The following is a 22627-nucleotide window of genomic DNA, read 5'->3' on the forward strand; positions in this document are numbered from 1 at the left end:
GCTCTCTACAGTACAATTTATAATGGGCAATTCTCAACCTCCAATTTTCCCTTCAAGTTTCCTCCAATCTCTGCCAAATCTCTCAACAACAAGCCAAACCGAAATGGCAAAAAATGCGCGATCGCAATACCGGGTGATTGGATTAAGAGATTGCAAAGAACATTATCGGGGTAAATGTTTAATCATTTGATAAAATCAGGAATAAACCATTCAAAAATGTTAATAAATACCGCCAAAGAGTCACCGCACCGCAGCGCAAATAATGTGCGGAAAACAGGTTTCAGTTGATTCAAGGAGAAAAATTTACATAGAAACCGCTCTAATTAACTATGCAAATTCTGGCAACTGTGATATAATGTATATACTTAGATGTGTCGGAAAGGTTATCATTTGCGGGATCAAGGCATGCAGCCGGTACAACGTTTTGTCAGCCGCTGTGCCGGGGCCAAAAGCCCCAAAAGCAGGCCGCAGCCCGGCAAGGGATCGCCAGACCGAGGGAGCACAACCAGGCGTTTTGCAATCAACACCTGCAAAGTGCCGCACATCTGCCGTACCACTTTTCACACAAAAGGGGAAAGTAGTAACCACTTAAGGGAGGATAAAACTATGAAGAAAAACCTTCAGCGTTTTGGTGCATCCGTGCTGGCAGCAGCCATGGTTGCCCAAAGCGTGGCGCTTCCCGCAGCAGCCGAAACTACCAAGATTTGATTCTTCGGTAGCGCAGTCTGTTGCAGCTAGCGCAGCAAGCGCGGCCAGCGCTGTGCAGTCCCTGCCCAAGTTCACCAGCACCGCAGACCTGATCAAGCAGACAGCCCAAACGCTGGCTGCCCAGGGTGAAGTGCATGAACTGGAGCAGGACGATGCCAAGCTGGAAGCGACTGCACAGAGCAAGGCGGGCATGAGCCTTGCAGCGTTGGAAAATGCACTGGCCGATGCCATGTACGCCAACGCCGCAGCCGGCAAGATCAACACCGAAGCCTATGGCCTGAACAAGGACGAGATGGCATCGGTGATGGCTGCCACCATCAAAACGTATCATCTGTCCAGCGCCGTTACCGACCTGGGCTATGAGACGAACGCCGCAGGCGTTGTGACCGCCGTTACCTTTACCGGCAGCTCCGGCATGACCTCTGCGATGGAGTCCATGACCAACAGCGATGATGAAGTGATTGCGCAGCAGGCTGACAGCTACGCACAGGCTTACGTTGCTGAAAACTCCGATACCTTTGCGGCCAGCGCCGCTGCAGACGGCCATACCTATGGCGAGCCGAAATGGTACTGGAATGACACCAACCCGGAGGATGGCCACACCCATACCTGGAAGGAAACCCCCGATGGTTACTGGACCAAGACCGATGACAGCTGGGCTTACACCGCTGTGTATACCTGTGAAAAGGGCGATGCCTACCAGAAGGTAGAAGGCACCGTAACCAAGGATACCACCGAGGCAAAGCCCGGCGTTGCCGGCAAGACCGTTTACTCTGCCAGCGTGCCCGCTGACAAGAGCCCGCTTAAGAAGGAATACAAGGAACCCACCACCCGCACCGATGACATTGCCGCCCTGCCCTGCCAGAGCCATGCCGTGCCCAAGGATGCAGATGGCAACTTTGTTGTTTCCTTCAACTGGGAAATGAAAAAAACGCAGCAGGGCGAATTTTCCAAAGATAATGCCCAGCTGTTCTATGACAGCGAAACCGGCAAAATTTCTGCCGGCGCTCCCGTTACCATTGACTGGGAATGCACCAGCATCACCTTCAAGTGCGCTGTCTGCGGCGAAGAAATCAGCACCAAGCCGATGCAGACCATGCCGGTCAGCGTTGTGGTAGACCAGAATGACAATTCCGTCTACATCAACGTGGGCGGCACCCCGACCCTGGATACCACCTCCGGCGGCACCGGCGTTACCCTGGTGTCCGCAATGGATGGCGGCAACTGGTACGATATGCAGAACAGCCCGGTTGACGCAAGCAAGGTGAACTTCACCTATCAGAGCGGCGACAACAAGGGCAAGCCCAGCCTGCTGCTGTACGACAGCCAGAAGACTGCCGTGTATGTGGACGACCAGGGCAACCAGGTCACCAATACTTACGATATCTCGACTGCGCAGATGAACTACTACTACTTCCAGCTGTCGCAGTTCAACCAGGACGAAGCAGAGTACTTCGGCGTGGTTGCCCCGTTCTGGACCTCCAAGGGCGTTCAGAAGCAGGGCGAGGATGGCAGCATCACCGGCACCATGGGCGCAATCAAGATATTGTGCAGCATTGATCCGAACGATGATGTCCCGCCGACCACCATGGCATTCATGCTGAACATGCTGCCGCAGGCGTTCATGTCTTACGTCATGAACTATGGCGAAGCTCTGAAAGCCATCCGTAATGAAGGCTTGAAACAGGTTGCCGAGCTGGGTGACAGCGCTGACTATGTTACCAAGCTGCTGATCCTGCACGACTGGATCTCCCAGGTTGCAGAATTCGATATGGGCTCCATGGGCGATATCACCGGCGGCGGCAACAACGACCCCATCCAGACGACTGCTTTCGGTGCCCTGCTGGGCGGCGAGATCGGCGCTAAGGGCGTTGAGTATGGCTGCATCTGCCTGGGCTATGCAGCTGCATTTAACTACATGGTCCAGAATTTGCCTGACAACAAGGAAATCTATAAAAAGACCGTTGACGGCAAAGAAGTTTGGAAGACCCCCGATGAAGTAGGCAACGATGCTGTTGTTGACTTTGCCCAGATCCTGTATTACTGCGATACTTCTGATACCAGTGTTGCCGGTAATGCGTTCGGCGGCGGCATGTTCAACAACGTCCACTACTTCAACGCAGTCAAGGTCAACAAGCTGCAGGGCGACAGCAACTCTGCTACGATGACCACCGGCGAAGCCAACAAGAACTGGTACTATGTTGACGTCTGCTATGATGACGTGAACACCGAGTGCATGGCCCAGACCCGTGTTGAGAACGCAGGCGACCTGCGCCATGTCAACTTCCTGGTTTCTCCCTCCGGTCTGGAAGGCCGTTACAGCAAGTACTATGATTACATTGACTCGCTGTACGATGGCTACACCTACACCAAGAACAAGAATCCCGATGTGGATGATGACGGCAATGTTGTGTTGAACAACGGCAAGCCGCATTACTCTTACACCAAGACGGAGAACAAGAACGAGACCCGTTACACCGATACCTGCTACGAGGATACCTGGTTCACCTCTATCTGCAGCCCCATCTACTTCGACAATAATTACTTCTATTACGTTGATACCACGACCAACCAGAACCTGTATAACAACATGCGCCGCCAGCAGGCCGAGAACGGCAACAACGGCAGCTCTGGTTCCGGCAGCTCTGGTAACAACTCCCAGATGCAGCAGTTCATGAAGAAGATGCAGAACCAGGGCCCCGATACTCTGGAAGCACGTCCGCGTAAAGCGAACTACTATATCCGCAAAGCGGATTCCAGCAGCTCCGGCGGCTTCAGCATGAGCAGCTTTACCAAGACGGATGACCCGTTTGATATCGTCCTGATGTACTACAACGATCTGAAGAAAACCAGCAGCAACTTCAATGATGACGACAGCAATGCCGAGGTTCTGGCCAAAGCTGGCACCATCTATAAGATCGATAGCAGTGCAGCGGATTCTAACCTGAACACCGAGTGCCTGGCAGACGCTGCTGCAAAGCGGATCTACCCCGCACTGGTACACTCTACCGCACTGTATGATGGCAAGCTGTACTTCAACGTCAACAACGCCATCTACCGTATGGACCCGACCACCGGCGCAGTGGAAGAAGTGAAGGAATACAACACCGTCTATGGCGGCATTAAGCTGACCAAGGATAAGGACGGCAACATGGTTCCCGATACCCACTTTCCCGGCATGAGCATGGTTATCATGGACAGCCCCCAGAATACCGACAGTGTGCAGTATCTGAAGACCTTCATGAACCATCCTCTGGCGGGCCTGACCCTGCGTGACAGCTACAGCTTTACTACCACCACCCAGCAGGGCCAGACTGTGATCACCGGCATCAAAACCACCGAGGATCAGCTGATCGTTTCTGTCGGCACCAACCTGTCCAACACTTACAAGAGCCTGGACGAGCTGGGTTCCGATGGCAAGCCGGTTGTTAAGACCGATGCCGCCGGCACTCCTTATGCTGAACGCAAGAGCTACCAGACCGAGTCCTGGAACTACAACCCGAGTTACAACCAGAACATGAGCAGCTCTGACGAGAAGAACAAGAACGAAGAGTTCATGTGGTGCGCTAACCTGGTTGAAACCATGCCGATGTCCGACATGGTCAGCGACCTGAGCAGCGGCGCAACCACCGATGTTTCCGTTGAAGCATGGTGTGATACCCCCGCTTACACCCAGGCCCGCACCAACAAGTACGGCCTGACCAAGGGTGAAAAGAAGTACGCTGACGGCGCACTGCCCAAGGGCCATACCTGGAAGCTGGACGAGCTGGAAACCAAGTCCGTTGGCAACAATGTGTACCTGTGCTCTGATTGCCATACCGCAACCGAAAGCACCCCCCACACCGTTACCCTGCCCGATGCAGTTGAAGGCGTTACCCTGACCCTGGGCACCACCAGCAACACCTACATCAAGGACGATACCGTTACCCTGACCGTAGAAAAGAAAGGCACCGATATCGTTACCGTTACCGCAAAGAACGGCGATACCGATGTTGCTCTGACTGAAGTTCAGGAAGCAGCGCAGGACGAAGCCGCAGCCCAGGCTACCACCGAAAAGGCTAAGACGGTTTACACCTTCACCATGCCGGACGGCGATGTGACCATCAGCGTTACCAAAGACGCTAAGACCTATGAGGTCAATGTTGCTCCCCTGACCAATGGTGAGATCACTGCTTCCGCTAAAGAAGCAGCTGAGAAGGAAACCGTAACCCTGACTGCTAAGCCCGCAACCGGCTATGCCCTGAAGGCTGGCAGCGTGAAGGTTACCTACAAAGACGCTGACAACACCGAGAAGCCCGTTGAAGTGAAGGCTGATACCGAAAAAGCCAACACCTACACCTTTGCAATGCCTGCTTACCCTGTCAACGTCAGCGCAGAGTTTGTTAAGGAATACAAGGTTACCGCAGCTCCTGCTGATAACGGCACTGTTACCGTAGACCCGACCGCAGCTGTTGAGGGCACCGACGTTACCGTTACCGTTAAGGCAGCTGATAACTACCAGCTCAAGGCTGACAGCCTGACCTACAGCTACAAGAGCGGCGAAGATACCAAGACCGAAAAGCTGACCCCGAACGCAGAAGGCAAGGCTACCTTTAAGATGCCCGCAGCTGATGTCAAAGTCACTGCAGAGTATGTCGAAAAGAAACCGGAAGCCTACACTGTGACAGTGAACAAAGCTACCAACGGCACTGTAACCGCTGATAAGGAAACCGCCGCAGCAGGTGATACCGTTACCCTGACTGTTGAGGCAGACGAGACTATGTACTCTCAGGCTGTGCTGGCTGAGGACGGCCTGAAAGTTGCTGACAGCAAGGGTGCTGCAGTTGCATGCACCGCTGGTGCTGACGGCACTTACACCTTCACCATGCCTGCCGACAACGTAACTGTCACCGCAACGTTTGAAATCGTTGCATATGGTGTTGAGGTTGCACCGACTGAACATGGTTCTGTTACCTTTGAGGGCGGCAAGAAGTACTTCAAGGTTGGCGAGAATGTTACTGCTACCTTTACCGCAGAGGCTGGATATGAGCTGGCTAGTGCTTCTTATCAGGAAGGCAACAAACCTACAGACATTACAGCCAAGGTTAAGGAAGCTAGCAACACTTACACCTTCACTATGCCTGAAAACTATGTGAAGATCGAAGCAACCTTCACTGCTGTTCAGCCTACTGAACCTACTGAGCCCACCGAACCCACCACTCCGGATGAGAACGGCGGCGACAACACCGAAACCGAGGCTCTTGAGGCCGAGGAGCGCACCGCTCATGGTGCCGCTGAAAAGACCACCATTACCGCAATGGCTGTCTTTACCTGCACCGATAAGAACTGCGCAAGCGCACAGTTCGTGGATGCAACGGTAAAGCAGACCAGCGGCGTTACCACCGCTGCTGTCAACTTCAACGGCAAGGACTACACCGCCAAGTTCGGCGAGAAGAACGGCTGGGTTGAAGAAAACGGCAAGAAGTACTGGTACGAAAAGGGCGTGAAGCAGGGTACCACCGGCCGCGGCAAAGAGATCTATGATCCCGATTCCGACGCTTGGTACTGGCTGGATGCTGTCCAGGGCGGCGCAATGACCGTCAACAAGGACGTTTACCAGGAATCCGCCGCCGGCCAGTGGGCTGATAAGCCCGATGGCACCGGCAAGTGGGTCCGTTACGATGAGAACGGCCACATGGTCAAGGGCTGGCAGACGACCGATAAGGGCACCTACTACTTTGACCTGATCACCGGCGCTATGGCTAAGGGCGCAGGCGATATTGACGGTGTACCTTGCGCATTTGACGAGTACACCGGTATCGCTCTGGACGGCCAGTGGCTGACCATCAAAGGCGCTGACTTCTGGTACGAAAAGGGCGTTCGCCAGGGCCTGGATGGCCGCGGCAAGGAAATCTACGACCCGGCTTCCGACGCTTGGTACTGGCTGGATGCCGTTGACCAGGGCAAGAAAGCCACCAGCAAGGATGTCTATCAGGAATCCGAAGCTGGCCAGTGGGCTGACCGCGCCGATGGTACCGGCAAGTGGGTCCGTTACGATGCACAGGGCCACATGATCAAGGGCTGGAGCGCTGACAAGCGTTACTATTTCGACCCGATCTATGGCACCATGGCTAAGGGCGATGCAGTCATCGATGGCCGCACTTATCATTTCGATAAGAACACCGGCGTTCTGCAGTAATCCCACAGCCTGAACAATGAGCTGTAACCCAGCCCATTAACCCCTAAATAGAAATGCCGCAGCAGATGTAACAGTCTGCTGCGGCATTTTTGTATTTGTGGGCATAGGTTCGGTGAAATATTTGCCAGGCCAGTAGGGCAGGGGACCCCACCCTGCCGAAATACTGGGAACAATACACAATTTAAAAATTGCAATATACCTTGCTATGCCGTAGGGGGCGGCGTCCCCGACGCTCCGGAGGAGCGTATAAATTACAGGCCTTTTGTTGGTAACTGTACGGTAGGGCGGCCAGCCCATTGGCCGCCGGATGAGCCCAGTCACAAATCTCATTTATCAGGCTCTGCGCGAGGAACCACCCCTCACCGGCTTTCGCCGGAGCTCCCCTCTAAGGGGAGCCAGTATCTTACCTTATGATTGCGGTGGCTCCCCTGGAGGGGAGCTGGACGCGAAGCGGCCTGAGGGGTGGTTCCTTGCCGCAAACCTAAAGCAATCGAATCCAACGCCTTGGAACAGTCACTGCGCCCGCAGGCACCTTGCCCTGCCACAAATCCCATCACGACCAATCGGACAAGGCCTCGGAACGGTCAAGACCGTTCCCTACAGAACAAATTATAATGGGCAGCACACCCTTAAACAATCAGTAGGGCGGGGTGACCCCACCCCGCCGAAAGCTAGAAATAGTACACGATTAAAAAATCGCAATTTACCTTACCCACATAATAAAGGCAACACACAAAAACATGGCGAACACATCAGGCCGGTGCAAGGGCAAAACCTACTAAAAAACTGCGGCTAAATTTGGCAAATATGACGCGCGAAGTATAATTTTTGGAGGATATCACAAGCAGAACAAACAAACTTTGTCAGTTCAAACAACAAAAAAGCAACAAACTGGCATGGATGCCAAAGAATGCGGCCGCGAATTGTGAAAGATTTTAATACATTTTCTTCATTTCTTCCTTACCTGTTATCATTTGAATTTGCAATCGAAATATGGAACTTGTATAATAGAATAAAAGAAAAGTGCAAACTAAATGGGTGAAGAGGATTTGGTGCAATGGATGATAAAAATAGATTCAGCATTCTGCTGGAGCATTTGCTAGAAGTTGCGGAGGTCAAGAACTATACCCTGGCCAAGCGCCTGCAATACGATGTTTCCTATATCAGAAAATGGGTCAGCGGCCGCATGCTGCCTGCCAAAAAGACTGAAAAGCGCGTGATGGAGGGCATCAGTGCCTGCGTGGTGGATGAAGCCACCGATGATGGCCGTGACCTGCTGCTGCGGGAATACAGCGTTAGCATCCCCAGTGACCTGAAAGCCGCCATTTATGATAACCTGATTGCTGAATATGATTATTTGCAAGAGGAGCTGGACAGCGGCGAGGCGCGCATTGGCCCCTATACAGACTTTTGGGCCGAGCTGAACATGCTGCAATACCTGACCAAAATGGCGCACCCCGTGCTGCGCCGCGTCAGCCAGCTGGACATTGTGGCTGTGATGGACCTGATGGAAATGGCGCGCGAATACCGCCTGAAAGTTGCCAACCTGCAAAACGGCCAGCTGGTGGACCAGCGCAGCTATGATAACGTCTATTTCAAGCTGATGATCGATATCAGCCGCGAAAAATGGGACCCCATCTATGATGCCGCGCTCATTATTAACGTGTTGACCAACTTCAGCCATATTCATTTCAAGCTGTTTGGCAGCACCGCGGCTGCCGGGCGCGCGGTGTTTGTGGTCAAGGGCGATTTTGCCATTACCGGCCTGCTGGTCAGCCACAGCCGCTGCGCTGCCGTTACCGCCACCGAGGACCCGCAGAACTGCGAAAGCCTGTATGATAACTTCTCCAAGCTCTGCGTGCGGGATGACCAGCTTTTCCGCGATACCAGCATGCGCCAGCTGATCAGCCAGTACGACTATATGCACACGCTGCTGGCCTCCAATCTGCGGTGGATGTTCGGCCACCTGAATGAGCTTCTGCTGCCGGATGACTTGTTTGAAGAGATCCTGACCGCCCACGAGGCCGAACTGAAAGATTTTTTGGGTGCTACCCCTGCGGAGCTGCGTAGCGTACACAACCTTGCCAAAGGTGTGGTGGAGGAAACAAACATCCGCATCCTGATTTATGAAGCTGCATTTTCCTCCATGGCGGTTTCCGGCGAGCTGGACTTTTTCAGTTACAAGGTCAGCCTTACCCCGGATCAGCGCAGCCGGTGCATCAGCTATGTGCTGCAGCTTTGCAAGCAGCGTGAAAAACTTGAATTCCGCTTGATCAGCGGCCGCATTGTGAACGATTTCCAGTATGTGGCAGACCCCAATATGTTTCTTTCTGGCGCTGCATCGTATCTTCGGCTGGATAACAACTGCCCCGTCAACCGGATTGCAATGGTCAACAACAGTGTGATGGAAGACCGCCTGAGTGAATATTTTGATCAAGTCTGGAATTTGGATGACCAGAACGTGACAAAAGAGCGCAACGCCATTGCGGAGCACATCCATCATGTCCTGCAGGGAATCCATCTGATTACCCGCGCCAAAAGTGATGAAATGGAAGAACTGCAAGAGAGCTGGATGAACAAAATCTAAAAATACAACATACATACGCATAAACATAAAGCCCTGGCTGCTGCGGTAGCTGGGGCTTTTGTTGCACCGAGGAAAATGAAATTGCAAGAAAACTCCATGCCAAAGCGTGAAAATCCATGTGAAAAAAGTGAATCATGCGGAATCAATTTCTGGAAATTTGTGCCATGGGATTCTCGTGCTTTCCGTAAACAGGAATGGTATACTATGTTCAGCACCGAAGATAATTATAGCATTATGGTTCGGCGACGCTGTGCAACGATGTGCACAGCAGGGGAAAGCGCCATAAAGGTTTGGCGTGATTTGATTTGGATAATTTAATTCCCTGTAACTATAAGGGAAAGACATTTGGAGGAAATTGCAATGAATGAAAACGCGATGTTGACTGGCAAGCCCAGCATTGACCGCCCCTGGATGAAGTTCTATCCAGATGTTCTGCGCGGTATCCAGGTTCCGGCCTGCACCGTGGAGCAGTACCTCTCCGTGCGCGCTGCAGACCCTAACGTGGTTGCCATGCACTACTATGGCGTGGATATCACCTGGGGTACCGTGTTCCGTAAGGTAGACGCCACCGCCCGCGCTCTGCAGGTGCTTGGCATCAAGCAGGGGGACCAGATCCCCGTGTTCCTGCGTTCTGTGCCGGAATTCATTTATCTGCTGCTGGCAGCCGAGCGCATCGGCGCTTCGCTGCTGTGCCGTGACAACACCCTGGAAGAAAACATTGAAGCTGTTCAGAAAGCCAATGCCAAGGTGATTTTTGTTCACGACTTCTTCTCCAAGGCCGAAATCGAAGCCTACCGTGAGCAGACCAACGTGAATACCTATGTTATCGTTCCCGCTCTGGAAAGCGGCGACCGCGCCGCTATGCCGGTTTACCTGCAGCATTCCCTGGATGCCCTGTATCCGGATGTTCCCGCCCGTGGCTCTGATACCATGATGTGGGCTGATTTCTGTAACATGGGCCAGCGTTTTCGCGGCTTTGTGCCCGCTCCTGTCAACATTGACCGCCCGCTGCTGCGCGCCTATACCAGCGGTTCCACCGGCCCTTCCAAGCAGGTCATCCATTCTGCACACAGCATCATCGGCGTGCTGGCCCAGATGAACTTTTATGGCTCTTCGGATAAATTCCGCCCCACCTGGCTGCTGACCATCCTGCCCCCGGCTCTGATCGCTGTTGTGGTTTCCATGATGCTGCTGCCCCTGGCCGGCGGTATGCTGCTCATTCTGGATCCGTTTGTGGATGTGTACGATGTTGACCTGGAAATGATGCGCTACCGCCCCAACAACTGGCCCCTGATCCCCATGTTTGTGGAGGTTATCCGCCGCAGCAAGCGTCTTCCGGCTGACTATGATATGTCCCACATGCTGGCCATCGGCGCCGGCTGCGAGGCATTCAACAACAAGCAGCTGCGCAATGTTGAGGAGTTCCTCAAGCAGCATAACTGCAACCTGCGCTTTACTGCCGGCTACGGCAGCAGCGAGGCCGGCTCCAACGCCACTCTGCCCATGGCTCCGTTCCCGGTGCGTGACGGCAACGTTGGTGTGCCGATGATCCACAGCGTCATCAGCATCTTCAAGCCCGGCACCCAGGAAGAGCTGACCTACAATACCCCCGGTGAGATCTGCATGACGGGCCCCGGCGTGATGCTGGGCTATGACCGCCCCGAAGCAACCGCCAAGGCACTGCAGGTCCACGCAGACGGCAAGACCTGGCTGCACACCGGCGATATTGGCTATATGTCCGAGGACGGTGTGCTCTACACGATGACCCGCGGCGCATCCCCGCGCTTTGGCGGCGGCGACCTGATGGTGCAGCCGCTGGAGAACATCGTGGCCGATGCCGACATCAAGGGCATCAAGGACGAGTTCTTTGTTATCGTGCCGGATGATGAGCACGAGGGCTGCTTCCTGCCGTACCTGTACGTCCAGCTCAAAGATGGCTACACCTTGGACGATGTGCGCGATAAGATCAATGCCTGCCTGCCGGAACGTTACATGCGTCCGGTGGAGATTTTCACCGTACCGGAACGCCCGTTCTTCCACTTCAAGACCAACCGTATTGGCCTGAGCAAAGAAATCATCGCCAAGCGCAACCAGCAGAAAGAGAAAGCCAAGCGCAACAGCTTTGCCGATGGCTGCATTGCCTGATGACTTTGGCGTGATAAAATCATGATAATGTAACGGCATGTGCCCACCTTATGATAGAGATAAGGGGGCACATGCCTTTTGTTTTGGGGTGGGGGAGCGGATGAAGATGAACGGTACGCGCGGTTGGGGGATAGGGGAGAAGGGCAATCGGATTCCGGTGCGGGGGAGATACTTGTGAAGTTGTAAAGGCAATACCGCATAATTCTAAGTGCCGATACGGCGAGCGAGGTGCGGCAGCTGCTAAGCCAAAAGCGCAGATAATACTGGATGCTGCAAAGGTGAGCGCCGCCAGTGGCGGAAACAGCGAACCGAAGCAGGGGCAGCGGTCGCAGAGTGCGAGGGGCTTTTGCCCCCGAAGCACGATGCGGGTACCGCAACCCGACATTATCGAGCATTTTGACAACGCAGATGCCGTGCCGCAGCCGCCGGAGCGGTGCTTAAGCCGTCAGGCGGGAATTGTGCGGTGTTGCCTAAAATAAAACTTTGAAATCCATCCGCGGATGAAAAGCACGATAGGGCACTGTATCATTAGCCACATGCTGAAAAAATGCTGTAGGGAACGGGATTGACCGTTCCGCAGCCTTATAAAACGTCAACCTTTTACGGGGAAAAGAAAAATATCGCTACTCTTTTTTGAAAAAATCACAAAGGAAATTTTGTGTTTTTCTTTTGGAAAGAGGAATTTCGGATGAAAAAGGGGAGTTCGGGAAACAAAAACAGGAAAAACTTTGTAAGACATGGGAAATAAATGACGATGAAGCGAACTGTATTTTGACGAAACTAAAAAGGCATAAAATAATAAAAAAACTTTCAAAAAGTGTTGACAAAAGGGGGATACTTGGTTATAATAATATTCGTCGCCGGTGAGGCGGCCAAACAAAATAAGCGGATGTGGCGGAACTGGCAGACGCGCTAGATTCAGGTTCTAGTTCCCTTAAAAGAGTGTGGGTTCAAATCCCTTCATCCGCACCAAACGAGAGCAAAACGAACACAAGACAACCGTTAAAATGGTCGGTAATGTGTTCGTTTTGTTTTGTTCTATTCCCTCACTGACTCATTGACAACAAAAAGAGGGGCAATCGCAACAGGTGGAAAAGCTGCGATTGCCCCTCTTTTTTTGTTGTATAAATTGTGAAATTTTTGCGTTAGAATATACCGTTTCCACGCCAAATTCTACCATATTCCTTACAAACCCGTGAGGATTTGATAGAATACGACGTAAAGGAGATAGGTTCTATGATTAGAATTTTACTGTCCACCCGCCTTGGCGAAAGGAAGTGGACGCAAGCGGATCTCGTCCGGGAGACAGGAATCAGGGCTTCTACTATCAACGACCTGTACCACGAAATGACGGACCGAGTCAGTCTGGAGCAGCTCGACCAGATATGCAAAGCGCTGGACTGTGACATCAACGAGATTCTTGTGCGCGAGGAAAAGATAGACGAACGCACACGGCAGCGAATGGGCCCCGCCCCGGAGCGCCGCAAATAACCCTATCCCTTGCCCGGACTGCCATGCGGTTCGGGCTTTTCCTTTACACCTCGGTTCCGTCTGAGAAGCGGAATTTCAGTACCAGTTCTGCGCCGAGAGCGGATGCGATGCTTTCTAATTCCTCGTACTTGAACTTTCCTGTTTTCACACGCTGGTTGAATGCCTGCGGTGTCGTGCCTATCTTGCGGGCAAGCTCAGCCTCTGACATTTTGGCTACCGCCTCGCCCATTCTGATTTTTGTGGAGAAATCCATAGTTATCACCTCGCTATCATTATATAGGAAAACCTTTACCGCGTCAAGGAAAATATTTAAAAATAAAGGAAAATCTTAAAGAAAACCCTTGACAATATAAAGGAAATCCTGTATAATAAAGATGTTGAAAGGAGGTGAGACAACATGGACAAGCCCGAAACAAAAGAAGCCCTGAAAAAGCTTCTGGAAATCTTGGTCGAACATCCCGAACTGGCAGAACGGATCACGATCACGATTAAGCCCAGCAAGCTGATTCAGGGCAAGCCCACGGAACAGTAATTCCGTAGAAGAGGGGCGGCGGATGGAGCCGCCGCCCCCACTTCTTTGATTATACACACGGATAGCCGATAAAGCAAGGAGAAAATGATATGAATAAGATTCGCAGAAAAAATTTGCAGGCCATCATTGACCGGCTGGAGGACATCAAGGCCGACCTCGAAGAAATCACCTGCGAGGAAGAAGAATACCGCGACAATATCCCCGAAAACCTCCAGAGCAGCGAAAAGTACGAACGCGCTGATGAAGCGTGTGACAATCTGAACGATGCCGCCGACACGCTCAACGAGGTAATCGACAGCATCACGACCGCAATGGAATAAAAAAGAGTGGCCGCCCCGCTAAGAACGCCACTCCGCACCGCAAATCAATAACGGCGAGCCGGGAGCATTACCCCGGCCGCCCTCTATTTTATCAGAGTAAGGCAGAAAAGACAAGAGGGAAACAAAATGAAGTACATCGATATCAACCAGAAATTCACCGCTAAAGCCGCCGAGTATATCGCCAAGGGCTACACCATCAACACCGCCACGATGAGCGGCAGTCAGGGCGAGGTTGCCCATGTTGATTTGACGGACGGCAAGCAGGTTGTCCGCGTCCTGCTGGACAGCTTCACCGAGTACGACAGCTTCAACAGCCTGTCCGGTCTGGAAATCGTTGTCGGCACTCCCGCAGATAAGGTCGTTCCCTACGACACCGTCCGCTACAATACTATCTGGAACAACCGACTTGAGGTCATCGAGAGTGAGCGCTTCTACGAAATCGGCTCCAGCAAGCGCCGCGGTAACACATTCTACGGCACGAAAGCAGAGGCAGAACAGGCCGAAGCTCTCAGCGTGGAACGCTACAAGGCAAAGAGCAAGACCAGCCCCTACATCGATCTGACTGACCGCTACCTCCCTCTGGCGGTCAGCATCGTCAAAAAGCGCACAGGCTGCACCCGCGTCCAGAAAGCCAATGTCCGCATCCACAAGGACAGCAAGGGCTATATCGTCAGCTATCGCAATGAACTTTACCGTCTGCACTAAGGGACGCCATCTACTGATTATCGGAGGAAACCGCAATGACGCTGACCGACTTTTTACAGCCCATCGACCTCGACACCCACATCCGCATGGCCGAGGCAGACGCCGACCTCATCTACTTCGGCCCGGCGGGCGACCTGCCCCTGCCTGTCATGCAGCAGTACGAGGTCGCTGATTGCTGGTCGGAAACCTACCACTACATCGGCGGCATCTGCGGTATCTCCATCATCGTCACAAAAATCAAGGAGGCCTGATACCATGAAATTCACCAACGCCGAGCTCACCGCCCGCATGATTTTTGACCAGAAAAACGGCTGGCCGTTCTGCCCGCGCTGCGGCAAGCCGCTCAAGATCGACCCACAGACCCAGCGGGCCGCCTCCTCAAACGCATTGTCCAGAGAGGTAAGCGGTCTATATATCTGCGATGACTGCGGCTCTGACGAGGCTCTCCGCGCGTTTGCGGGCCTGCCCCTACCGCTGGAAGAGTGGGAGCAGACAAGCCTAATCAATAGCATGTACAAATAAACCACAAAAAGCCCCCCGGCGGGCTACCTGTTGCGGTAGTCAGCGGGGGGGCTCATTTTAATTATAGGGGTTCTGTTTGGGCTCTTCGTAGGTCATCGCCTGCGGGCTGTCGCCGATGCCCGCCGTGGTCGGGTCGGTCACAATGCCGAGGATCGACAGCACGGCAAACACCGCATTGACAACGGCAAGCAGTTTGTTGCCAAGATCACCGAGGTCGAGTGTGTAGCCGAACACGGCAGCCACGACCTGCACCAGCAGCAGTACAGCCGGGATCAGAGCCAGCCAAAACGCCTTGTTTTTGATACGGACGCGCCAGTTGATATTCATGTATATTCCTCCTTTGTGGAATGGTGCGCAGGGCAGCCCGGCCCATGCTCCAGAATCTGAATTCTGGTCTCATGGTCGTGCAGCTGGTTGTCCTGCATTTCTTCATGTTCCCACAGCCGCCTGTGGGATGCGTGGTTGCTCTCCGACACACCCGTCAGCCTTTCGTCCAAGGTGTCGAATTTGTCGTTGAGCTTGGTCAAGGTGGTGTTCAGTCGAATCATAGGCGCGGTCACAGTGCCAAGCAAACCCAGCAGCACAACGATCACGCCCACAACGCCCCATTCGGTCATTGCCTCCACCTCCCAACTATGCAGCGGTCTTGTACTCGATGGCAGCCTTTTTGCACAGGGTGGTGACATGCTCGGCATCGCCCGCGCTGATCTGACCAATTTCGATGTACTGCGCCGTCTTGGCGGCATCAATGTACCTGCTGCGGTAGTAGCCAGGGGCAACGAGGTCAAGCTGCTGGGCCAGATTGTACACCGCCATGGCCTGCACATTGCTGGCGTAGTCGATGACGATCTTTGTCAGGCCGCGGCTGTCGGTGGTCTGGTCACGCAGCCCGGCGCCAGCCTTGGCATCGTCCACACTAATCCAGCCAGTGACCTTGCCGTACTTGCCCACATTGCTGGTGCTGTTGGTAATGCGCACACGGCCATTGACCACCTCGGTGCCCCACAGGTAATAGGTGCCCGTGCGCCAATGATACCTTCACACTGAAGAACGTGCCTGCGGGCCAGACTGTCACGGTCTACACCAAATCCGGCAGCGAGTATAACAAGATCGGAGAGGCGGTTGCAGAAAGCGGCACTGTCACTATCACCGGCCTTAACTTTGGCACGCAAGAAGCCGGACGTATTTACTACACCACCACCGCCACAGGTTCCGCAGAAAGCATCAAGCTGAGCGCGAGCTTTGAGGCGGAAAATGCCGCAAAATCTGAGGCGGCAAAGGATGTTACAGCGAAAGCTTATTCACAGCCTGGCTCGCTTAGCTCTTCCAACGGTGGCGACATCTATATTTCTCTTACGGTGAAAGGCCTGAGTGAAGGCGATGTGGTCTACGTTTACGAGAACGACTCTGGTGAATACACCAAAGCCTCTCTCCCGGTGGCTGCTGGCGAAACCTCGGTAATTATCCGTGGCATTCGAGTCCCGCGTGCGGGCAGTGAACTCACCCTGCAAGTAAAACGCGTCAGTAAGCTGATCTCTGATAAGTATACTGTCGAAATCCCCGCATTCCCGGAACCGACCGCTTTCTTGAACTTGGTGGCGACCAATGCAAAGGGTGAGAAACTGACCGGCGTTACTTATGGCGTTTACAACAGCAACAACGAAAAGGTCTATACTGTGACTACCGGCGAACCTGCTAAGGTTGTATTGGGGACGTACACCATTAAGTGCGAAAATGTTCCTGCAGGCTACCTGATCAACGACACGGTTGTGAAGCGCCTGGTCGTGACCGAAGGCCAGACCTACGATGTGAATGTTACCCTGCAGAGCGGTTCTGTTGAGCCAATCGTTACATCTGTTACGGTATCGCCCGCTACTGCATCTGTGGAGAAGGGCGCAACCAAGCAGTTTGCAGCTATGGTCAACGGCGAGAATATCACCGACCATTCTGTGACCTGGAGCGTGGACGGCGCGGTCTCTGAGGCGACTGAGATCGACGAGACCGGCCTGCTGACCGTTGCGGAGGACGAGACCGCAGAGCAGCTGACCGTTGTTGCGACCTCGGTTCAGGATCCGAAGGTTTCCGGCAGCGCTGCCGTGACCGTCACCGAGCCTGTGGGCGAGCTGGAACTGGTGTCCCAGAATGCGACCATCGTTGGCTACAACGGCAAAAAACTGGGCACTGCCCAGGGCCCCGAAAAGCTGTTTGACGGCGACAAGGAAAACCCCGATACCGGCAAATGGTGCGAGGATGGCAGCAACCTGTGGGTCGCCTTTGACATTGGCGAAGAACGCAACGTCCGGCAGCTGGTCGTCTCCCACGTCGGCGTGGCGGAAACGCCGACGGCCGGCAACGGCAGCATGAACACTGCCAATTACGAGTTCTATGTGCTGAACGAAGAAAAGGTCAACGTGGACGAACTGCTGGCCATGGAGGCCGAGGAACGGAACGCTGTGCTGGCAGACGCTGCGAACTGGACAGAGTGTGCCAAGACCACCGATAACGCGGCCGATGTTACCACCAATGATCTGGGCGATGCGACCGGACGGATCTTCAAGCTGAATGTCAGCCGTACCGATACCACCGGTTGGGCTGCCTGCGTCCGCATCTACGAGGCCGAACTGTACGCTACGGCCAAGCCCACCGAGCCTGTTGTGGACAAGACCATTCTGAATCAGCTGATCGAGCAGGCTTCCGCCCGGGTGGAAGACGATTACACGACCACCAGCTGGGCAGCGTTTGCAACTGCGCTGGCCGAAGCGCAGAGCATCTCTGCCGCTGAGGATGCAAACCAGGTGACTGTCAACCATGCAGCTGACGCTCTGCAGGACGCCATGGAAAGCCTTGCGAAGCGTGCTGACAACTCGAACCTGGTCGCGGCCATCAACAGCATCAAGGAACTGGATGAAAGCAGGTATCAGCCTGATTCTTGGGCTGCCCTTGCCCAGGCTTTGGCAGAAGCTGAGAAGGTCGCCGCCAACCGTGATGCAACCGCCGATGAGATCGAAGCTGCTTATACAAAGCTGGAAGCTGCTTACAAGGCACTGGCGCTCCGAGCAGATATGACTGCAATTGATGATATGATCTCCAAAGTGGAGGCCATGGATGCGAACGCTCATACTGCAAAATCCTGGAAATTGGTTGCCGATGCATTGGAGGCCGCAAAGACGGTCGCCGCCAATGAAAACGCTACCCAGGAGGCTGTAGATGCAGCAGCACGGACGTTGCAGGCCGCAGCGGCGGCATTGGTAAAGGCTGGCGATGCCACCGAGTTGAATGCTTTGGTTGAAGAAACCAAGCAACTTGACCTGAGCAAGTATACTGTGGAGAGCGCGGACGCTATCCGCCAGGCAATTTCTGATGCGGAAGCTGCTATCGCAGGCCGCGCAAGTGCTGAAGACTTGAAAGCCGCCCTTGATGCAGTGCGGAATGCTGTAAATACTGCCCAGACCAAACCTGCGGCACCGGTACAGAAACCTGCTGATACTGTGAAGCCGGTACAGAAACCTGCTGATACTGTGAAGGATGAACATCCCGATATTGCGGGAGGAATTGCAAACGGCACTTGGGGTGCTGCGCCTACTGCAAAGCCGAATGACGGCAGTGCAGCGGCATCTGGCAGCGGAGCAACAAGCGCGATTCCTCAGACGAGCGATAACTTCCCTTATGAAGTGCTGTCGATTCTGGCTTGCTTGGCCGTGGGTGGCTTTATCGTTGCACTCTACCTGAAAAAACGCAGTGGCAATCGCTGATGTCTACGAGATGAACGTAAACTCCTAATTCTAAAACACATTATGCGCTTGATCGCAATCGACAGATTGACCAAAACTATAAGATTTAATCATATTACTGGCATATCTATCACTGTGTTTGGCAGTCAATCGGAAGGGGAATGAGGCAAGTCCTCGGTGTTGGTTGATGATTAAGGTATAACTGCAAAAGTGCCTCTTGCGGGCTTCGAACCGCAAGGGGCACTTTTGTGTCTACAGGCATGGAGGAAGACCAACAACTCGGAATTCTTGTCAAACAAAATATTGTTGTAGACAGAGGAACGAATGGTGCGCTCAATGTGTTGGTGGACTATAATCCACAGTGCGAAATAATTTTAATCAACATATAGGACCAGAAAAAGCCAATGAAGCGGGGATTTTTTGCTTTTCCCGGCAGTTTTCATTTTGTTTTCAAGTTTCCCATTTTATACCTATTTACAATAAGGAGGATTTTCACTATGAGCATCATTATCGGCATTGACCACGGCTACTATGCTATCAAAACAGCCCACTGCTCGTTCCCGGCAGGGCTGACAAGCTACGGAGAACACGAACCCTACACCCGCCAAGGACTCTTAGAGTTTGGCGGGTGCTTTTTTGTTTGTGGCTCTGGGCGGCAGCCTATCCAGCGGGACAAGACCATAAATGACAACTACTACCTGCTGACGCTGGCAGCAATTGCAAAAGAAATCCGGCAGCGCGGCTTGCCGCCCGAATGCTCGGTGCGCATTGCGGCGGGTCTGCCACTGACCAGTTTCGGGCGCGACAAACCCAGGTTCAGAGATTATCTGCTGCGGAGCAACCAGCCCGTGAATTTCAAATTCGAGGGCGTGGAGTACAGCATCACCACCGAAGAAGTTGCCATTTTTCCGCAGGGCTACGCCGCCCTCATGACCGAAACCGGGCTTTTGCAGGACGAACCGTCCATGCTCCTTATGGATTTGGGCGGCTGGACGGTGGACCTTATGCGCATCGACAACGCAATCCCTGCGGCTGATACCGCGCACAGCTTGGAACTCGGCATGATTCGCTGCGTGGATGATATTCGGGAGCAGGTGCGACGGGAAACCGGATTGTCACTCACGGATGCCCAGATCGAAAATATGCTGGCAGGTCAGCCCTGCACGGTCAGAGATACGGTGCGCGACATTGTGAACCGGCAGGGTCGCAAGTACACAGAACATCTGCTGTCAGCGGTTATGGAGGCCGGCTTTGATTTGCGCGCTATCCCCGCCGTGCTATTGGGCGGCGGTGCCTCGGTGGTGAGCCGCCACCTCAGCCCCAAGGACGGCCTTTGCAAGACGATTTTTCTGCTGGACGATAAGGTGAACGCTGGCGGGTTCGAGCGCGCGTTGGCCGCCGTGTCGCGCCGTAAAAGCGAGGCATGAAACGCCCACAGTACGTTTTTCGTCCGAACCTTAGCGACCCGCAGCACCGCCGCGCATGGGCGTTGCTGCAGCAAGTGCCTTCAGCCAAACGCAAGGAGTTTCTGGTGCAAGCCATTCTTGCAACGGAGCAGACAGATAGGCTGGAGAAAAGCATCCGCAAGGTGGTGCGGGAGGAGTTGCAGGCAGTCAACATAACCGGCGCTGTTCCAAGCCCACTGTCAGAGAATGCTATACCAGACTCTGCGCTCGATTTCCTGAATTCACTGTAGGGGGTGATTCCAATGTTTTAATAATAGGTAGAAAAGCAGAAGGAAAAAGGAGGTTTATACATTATGAACGGTAAAAAAATTTTGTTTGGTGCAGCCTGTGACGGGCTGCTTTTGCTTTTGATGAGGGGCGCCTATTAAGTACCTTCGCAAATGTGGCAAACATCCCCATCGGGAGTTGTGCCCTTGATCAAGTTCGTGGATATGTTCTCCGGCATCGGCGGTTTCCGCGAGGGACTGACCCGTGCCGGAGGATTTGAATGCGTAGGGCACTGCGAAATCGACAAATACGCCAACCGCAGTTATAACGCCCTGTTTGACACGAAGGGAGAGTGGTTCATTGAAGATGCCCGAAAAGCCGACCCCAGCACCATGCCGGACTTCCAGCTGCTCTGCGGCGGATTCCCTTGCCAGACTTTCAGCATTGCAGGATCCCGGAAAGGATTCGGAGATCCGAGAGGAACCCTCTTCTTTGAACTGGCCCGATTGGCTGAAGCCAGGAAGCCTCCGTATTTGCTTTTTGAGAACGTGGTGGGTCTCATCAATCATGACCACTGCAGGACATTTGCGACAATCCTCAACACGCTGGACCGACTGGGGTATGGTGTGGAATGGCAATGTCTTAACAGCAAAGATTTCGGCGTCCCCCAGTCAAGAAACCGCGTGTACATTATCGGATATCTTGATGAGCGATGTAGAGGAAAAGTATTTCCTTTCACCGAAACAGCAGGAAGTTCTCTTATTCAAACCCACGGTGGCCACCAAGGGGAGCGCGTCTACTCCCCCGAAGGATTAAGCTGTACGCTGGCTGCCAATCCGGGTGGCTTCGGTGGCAAAACCGGGCTGTATGAGGTGGGAGTGCCGATCCAGTGCGCCACAAAAACCGGCTACCAGATGGCACAGGTCGGTGACAGCATCGACCTGAGCTACGCCACAGTCAACAGTCGGCGCGGACGGGTTGGTAAAGAGATTGCGCATACACTTACAACGGGCTGCCAACAAGGCACTGTTGAAGTTCGCCCGGTCAAAAATCCCATCAAGTCAGACCTCGCCCGCAACACCGAACGCACCGGTAAGCCTGGCGCACCCATGCATACACTTACCACAAAAGACCGTCACGGTGTTCTGTACGAGGGGCGCATCCGCCGCCTGACGCCGCGCGAATGTCTGCGCCTGCAGGGCTGGGCAGATGACCGCATCGACACGGTGCTTGCCATTCAAAGCGATAATCAAGCCTACAAGCAGGCAGGCAACGGCGTGACGGTCAATGTGGTGGAAGCCATCGGGCGGCGCATTGCCAAGATGGACGCGGAACTGCGGGGTGAGGCGCTTGCCCCTTGATTTCCGTGACCAGTATTTTGGCTGTGAAATCGAACTGACCGGGATAAACCGTGCCACGGCAGCCCAAACGCTGGCAGACTTATTTGGCACCCGTGCCGAGCATTCCGGTGGTGGCTACGATGCCTACCGCGTCAAAGATTTGGACGGTAAAGAGTGGAAAATCGTCCGGGACGGCAGCATCCATCCCGAATGCCGTAGGCGGTCTGTTCTTATCGGGGAAACCTACAAGGTTGAACTGAACTCCCCCAAGCTTGAATACGGCGAGATGGAAAAGCTGCAGGAGGTTGTCCGTTCCTTACGCCGCGCAGGCGGCATCGTAAACGACAGCTGCGGAATGCACGTCCATGTGGATGCAAGCAAGCACACGCCGCAGAGCCTCAAAAATGTGCTGTCCATTATGTACTCAAAAGAGGATATTTTGTTTGCAGCTTTGAAAGTTAACCCTGCCCGCATTGATAGTTACTGTCAGGCGGTGGATGAGCCTATTCTGGAGGAAATCCGCAAGCTGCCCAGCGGCGCGAGTATGGATCAACTGAAAGATCGCTGGTATCAAGGGCGGGATGGGAGTGATTATCACTACCATTCGTCACGGTACAGGGCTTGTTATGCGCAGAAAAAAGTTATGCGGAGAATCTTTTAGAACAGACGTTACTTCGAGACTGTTCACCAGAAAT

18 protein-coding genes and 1 tRNA gene are annotated in these 22627 nt (G+C 53.6%); 15 read left to right on the plus strand and 4 right to left on the minus strand.

Going from position 1 to position 22627, the window contains the following annotated elements:
• Positions 1 to 760: 760 nt before the first annotated feature.
• From C4885_RS03630 to C4885_RS03655, 5 genes are all read left to right on the plus strand, one after another.
• The gene (locus C4885_RS03630) at positions 761 to 6886 is read left to right on the plus strand and encodes an N-acetylmuramoyl-L-alanine amidase family protein (protein ID WP_113999048.1); all 6126 of its coding nucleotides are present in this window, start codon (positions 761 to 763) and stop codon (positions 6884 to 6886) included.
• A 1057-nt stretch (positions 6887 to 7943) separates the two neighbouring features.
• A complete protein-coding gene (locus C4885_RS03635) occupies positions 7944 to 9473 on the plus strand; it encodes a hypothetical protein (RefSeq protein ID WP_113999049.1) in 1530 nt (509 codons plus the stop codon).
• Positions 9474 to 9833: 360 nt separating this feature from the next.
• Complete coding sequence (locus C4885_RS03640; RefSeq protein ID WP_113999069.1) at positions 9834 to 11618, plus strand: AMP-binding protein; 1785 nt, start codon at positions 9834 to 9836, stop codon at positions 11616 to 11618.
• A gap of 885 nt (positions 11619 to 12503) precedes the next feature.
• Positions 12504 to 12590 (plus strand) — tRNA-Leu (locus C4885_RS03650).
• A 264-nt stretch (positions 12591 to 12854) separates the two neighbouring features.
• Entirely contained in the window at positions 12855 to 13109 is a 255-nt protein-coding gene (locus tag C4885_RS03655) for a helix-turn-helix transcriptional regulator (RefSeq protein ID WP_113999051.1), read from the plus strand.
• 43 nt (positions 13110 to 13152) lie between these two features.
• Here the strand turns inward: C4885_RS03655 and C4885_RS03660 are convergent, their stop codons facing one another.
• Complete coding sequence (locus C4885_RS03660; RefSeq protein ID WP_113999052.1) at positions 13153 to 13362, minus strand: XRE family transcriptional regulator; 210 nt, start codon at positions 13360 to 13362, stop codon at positions 13153 to 13155.
• A gap of 144 nt (positions 13363 to 13506) precedes the next feature.
• Between C4885_RS03660 and C4885_RS17180 the strand changes: the two genes are divergently transcribed.
• The 5 genes from C4885_RS17180 (at position 13507) to C4885_RS03680 (ending at position 15188) form a co-directional block, all read left to right on the plus strand.
• Positions 13507 to 13641, plus strand: coding sequence for a hypothetical protein (locus C4885_RS17180; protein ID WP_256359658.1), 135 nt, complete (start codon positions 13507 to 13509; stop codon positions 13639 to 13641).
• Between the two features lie 89 nt (positions 13642 to 13730).
• Positions 13731 to 13961 carry a hypothetical protein gene (locus tag C4885_RS03665; protein ID WP_113999053.1) on the plus strand — a complete coding sequence of 77 codons (231 nt, stop codon included), beginning with the start codon at positions 13731 to 13733 and terminating at the stop codon, positions 13959 to 13961.
• A gap of 126 nt (positions 13962 to 14087) precedes the next feature.
• Positions 14088 to 14666: a hypothetical protein gene (locus tag C4885_RS03670; protein WP_113999054.1), complete on the plus strand. Its 579-nt coding sequence runs from the start codon at positions 14088 to 14090 to the stop codon at positions 14664 to 14666.
• A 35-nt stretch (positions 14667 to 14701) separates the two neighbouring features.
• The gene (locus C4885_RS03675) at positions 14702 to 14917 is read left to right on the plus strand and encodes a hypothetical protein (RefSeq protein ID WP_113999055.1); all 216 of its coding nucleotides are present in this window, start codon (positions 14702 to 14704) and stop codon (positions 14915 to 14917) included.
• A 4-nt stretch (positions 14918 to 14921) separates the two neighbouring features.
• Positions 14922 to 15188, plus strand: coding sequence for a hypothetical protein (locus C4885_RS03680; RefSeq protein ID WP_113999056.1), 267 nt, complete (start codon positions 14922 to 14924; stop codon positions 15186 to 15188).
• A 57-nt stretch (positions 15189 to 15245) separates the two neighbouring features.
• Here the strand turns inward: C4885_RS03680 and C4885_RS03685 are convergent, their stop codons facing one another.
• Genes C4885_RS03685 through C4885_RS03695 form a run of 3 tightly spaced genes read right to left on the minus strand, consistent with a single transcriptional unit; the run spans position 15246 to position 16181 of the window.
• The gene (locus C4885_RS03685; RefSeq protein WP_113999057.1) at positions 15246 to 15515 is read right to left on the minus strand and encodes a phage holin; all 270 of its coding nucleotides are present in this window, start codon (positions 15513 to 15515) and stop codon (positions 15246 to 15248) included.
• Positions 15512 to 15805, minus strand: a complete 294-nt coding sequence (locus C4885_RS03690; RefSeq protein WP_113999058.1) for a hypothetical protein — start codon at positions 15803 to 15805, stop codon at positions 15512 to 15514. The genes C4885_RS03685 and C4885_RS03690 overlap by 4 nt, the downstream gene beginning before the upstream one ends.
• A gap of 16 nt (positions 15806 to 15821) precedes the next feature.
• Positions 15822 to 16181, minus strand: a complete 360-nt coding sequence (locus C4885_RS03695; RefSeq protein WP_113999059.1) for a hypothetical protein — start codon at positions 16179 to 16181, stop codon at positions 15822 to 15824.
• A gap of 59 nt (positions 16182 to 16240) precedes the next feature.
• Here C4885_RS03695 and C4885_RS03700 point away from each other — a divergent pair, with 59 nt between their 5' ends.
• The 5 genes from C4885_RS03700 to C4885_RS03720 all read left to right on the plus strand — a co-directional run bounded on the left by C4885_RS03700 (position 16241) and on the right by C4885_RS03720 (position 22593).
• Entirely contained in the window at positions 16241 to 18940 is a 2700-nt protein-coding gene (locus C4885_RS03700; RefSeq protein ID WP_158538794.1) for a prealbumin-like fold domain-containing protein, read from the plus strand.
• Between the two features lie 476 nt (positions 18941 to 19416).
• Positions 19417 to 20346, plus strand: coding sequence for a ParM/StbA family protein (locus tag C4885_RS03705; RefSeq protein WP_113999061.1), 930 nt, complete (start codon positions 19417 to 19419; stop codon positions 20344 to 20346).
• The gene (locus C4885_RS03710; protein WP_113999062.1) at positions 20343 to 20615 is read left to right on the plus strand and encodes a plasmid segregation centromere-binding protein ParR; all 273 of its coding nucleotides are present in this window, start codon (positions 20343 to 20345) and stop codon (positions 20613 to 20615) included. Before C4885_RS03705 ends, C4885_RS03710 begins: the two co-directional genes overlap by 4 nt.
• Positions 20616 to 20798: 183 nt before the next feature.
• Entirely contained in the window at positions 20799 to 21953 is a 1155-nt protein-coding gene (gene dcm, locus C4885_RS03715) for a DNA (cytosine-5-)-methyltransferase (RefSeq protein WP_371681617.1), read from the plus strand.
• The gene (locus C4885_RS03720) at positions 21943 to 22593 is read left to right on the plus strand and encodes an amidoligase family protein (RefSeq protein ID WP_242979466.1); all 651 of its coding nucleotides are present in this window, start codon (positions 21943 to 21945) and stop codon (positions 22591 to 22593) included. Before dcm ends, C4885_RS03720 begins: the two co-directional genes overlap by 11 nt.
• Positions 22594 to 22627 lie beyond the last annotated feature (34 nt).

This window comes from Subdoligranulum sp. APC924/74 (genome assembly GCF_003324125.1).
GTDB classification, from domain to species: Bacteria; Bacillota; Clostridia; order Oscillospirales; family Ruminococcaceae; genus Gemmiger; species Gemmiger qucibialis.

Coding starts and splice junctions, on each gene's coding strand:
- C4885_RS03635 (WP_113999049.1), top strand. CDS start 7,944: ATGGATGATAAAAATAGATTCAGCATTCTGCTGGAGCATTTGCTAGAA.
- C4885_RS03640 (WP_113999069.1), top strand. CDS start 9,834: ATGAATGAAAACGCGATGTTGACTGGCAAGCCCAGCATTGACCGCCCC.
- C4885_RS03655 (WP_113999051.1), top strand. CDS start 12,855: ATGATTAGAATTTTACTGTCCACCCGCCTTGGCGAAAGGAAGTGGACG.
- C4885_RS03660 (WP_113999052.1), bottom strand. CDS start 13,362: ATGGATTTCTCCACAAAAATCAGAATGGGCGAGGCGGTAGCCAAAATG.
- C4885_RS17180 (WP_256359658.1), top strand. CDS start 13,507: ATGGACAAGCCCGAAACAAAAGAAGCCCTGAAAAAGCTTCTGGAAATC.
- C4885_RS03665 (WP_113999053.1), top strand. CDS start 13,731: ATGAATAAGATTCGCAGAAAAAATTTGCAGGCCATCATTGACCGGCTG.
- C4885_RS03670 (WP_113999054.1), top strand. CDS start 14,088: ATGAAGTACATCGATATCAACCAGAAATTCACCGCTAAAGCCGCCGAG.
- C4885_RS03675 (WP_113999055.1), top strand. CDS start 14,702: ATGACGCTGACCGACTTTTTACAGCCCATCGACCTCGACACCCACATC.
- C4885_RS03680 (WP_113999056.1), top strand. CDS start 14,922: ATGAAATTCACCAACGCCGAGCTCACCGCCCGCATGATTTTTGACCAG.
- C4885_RS03685 (WP_113999057.1), bottom strand. CDS start 15,515: ATGAATATCAACTGGCGCGTCCGTATCAAAAACAAGGCGTTTTGGCTG.
- C4885_RS03690 (WP_113999058.1), bottom strand. CDS start 15,805: ATGACCGAATGGGGCGTTGTGGGCGTGATCGTTGTGCTGCTGGGTTTG.
- C4885_RS03705 (WP_113999061.1), top strand. CDS start 19,417: ATGAGCATCATTATCGGCATTGACCACGGCTACTATGCTATCAAAACA.
- C4885_RS03710 (WP_113999062.1), top strand. CDS start 20,343: ATGAAACGCCCACAGTACGTTTTTCGTCCGAACCTTAGCGACCCGCAG.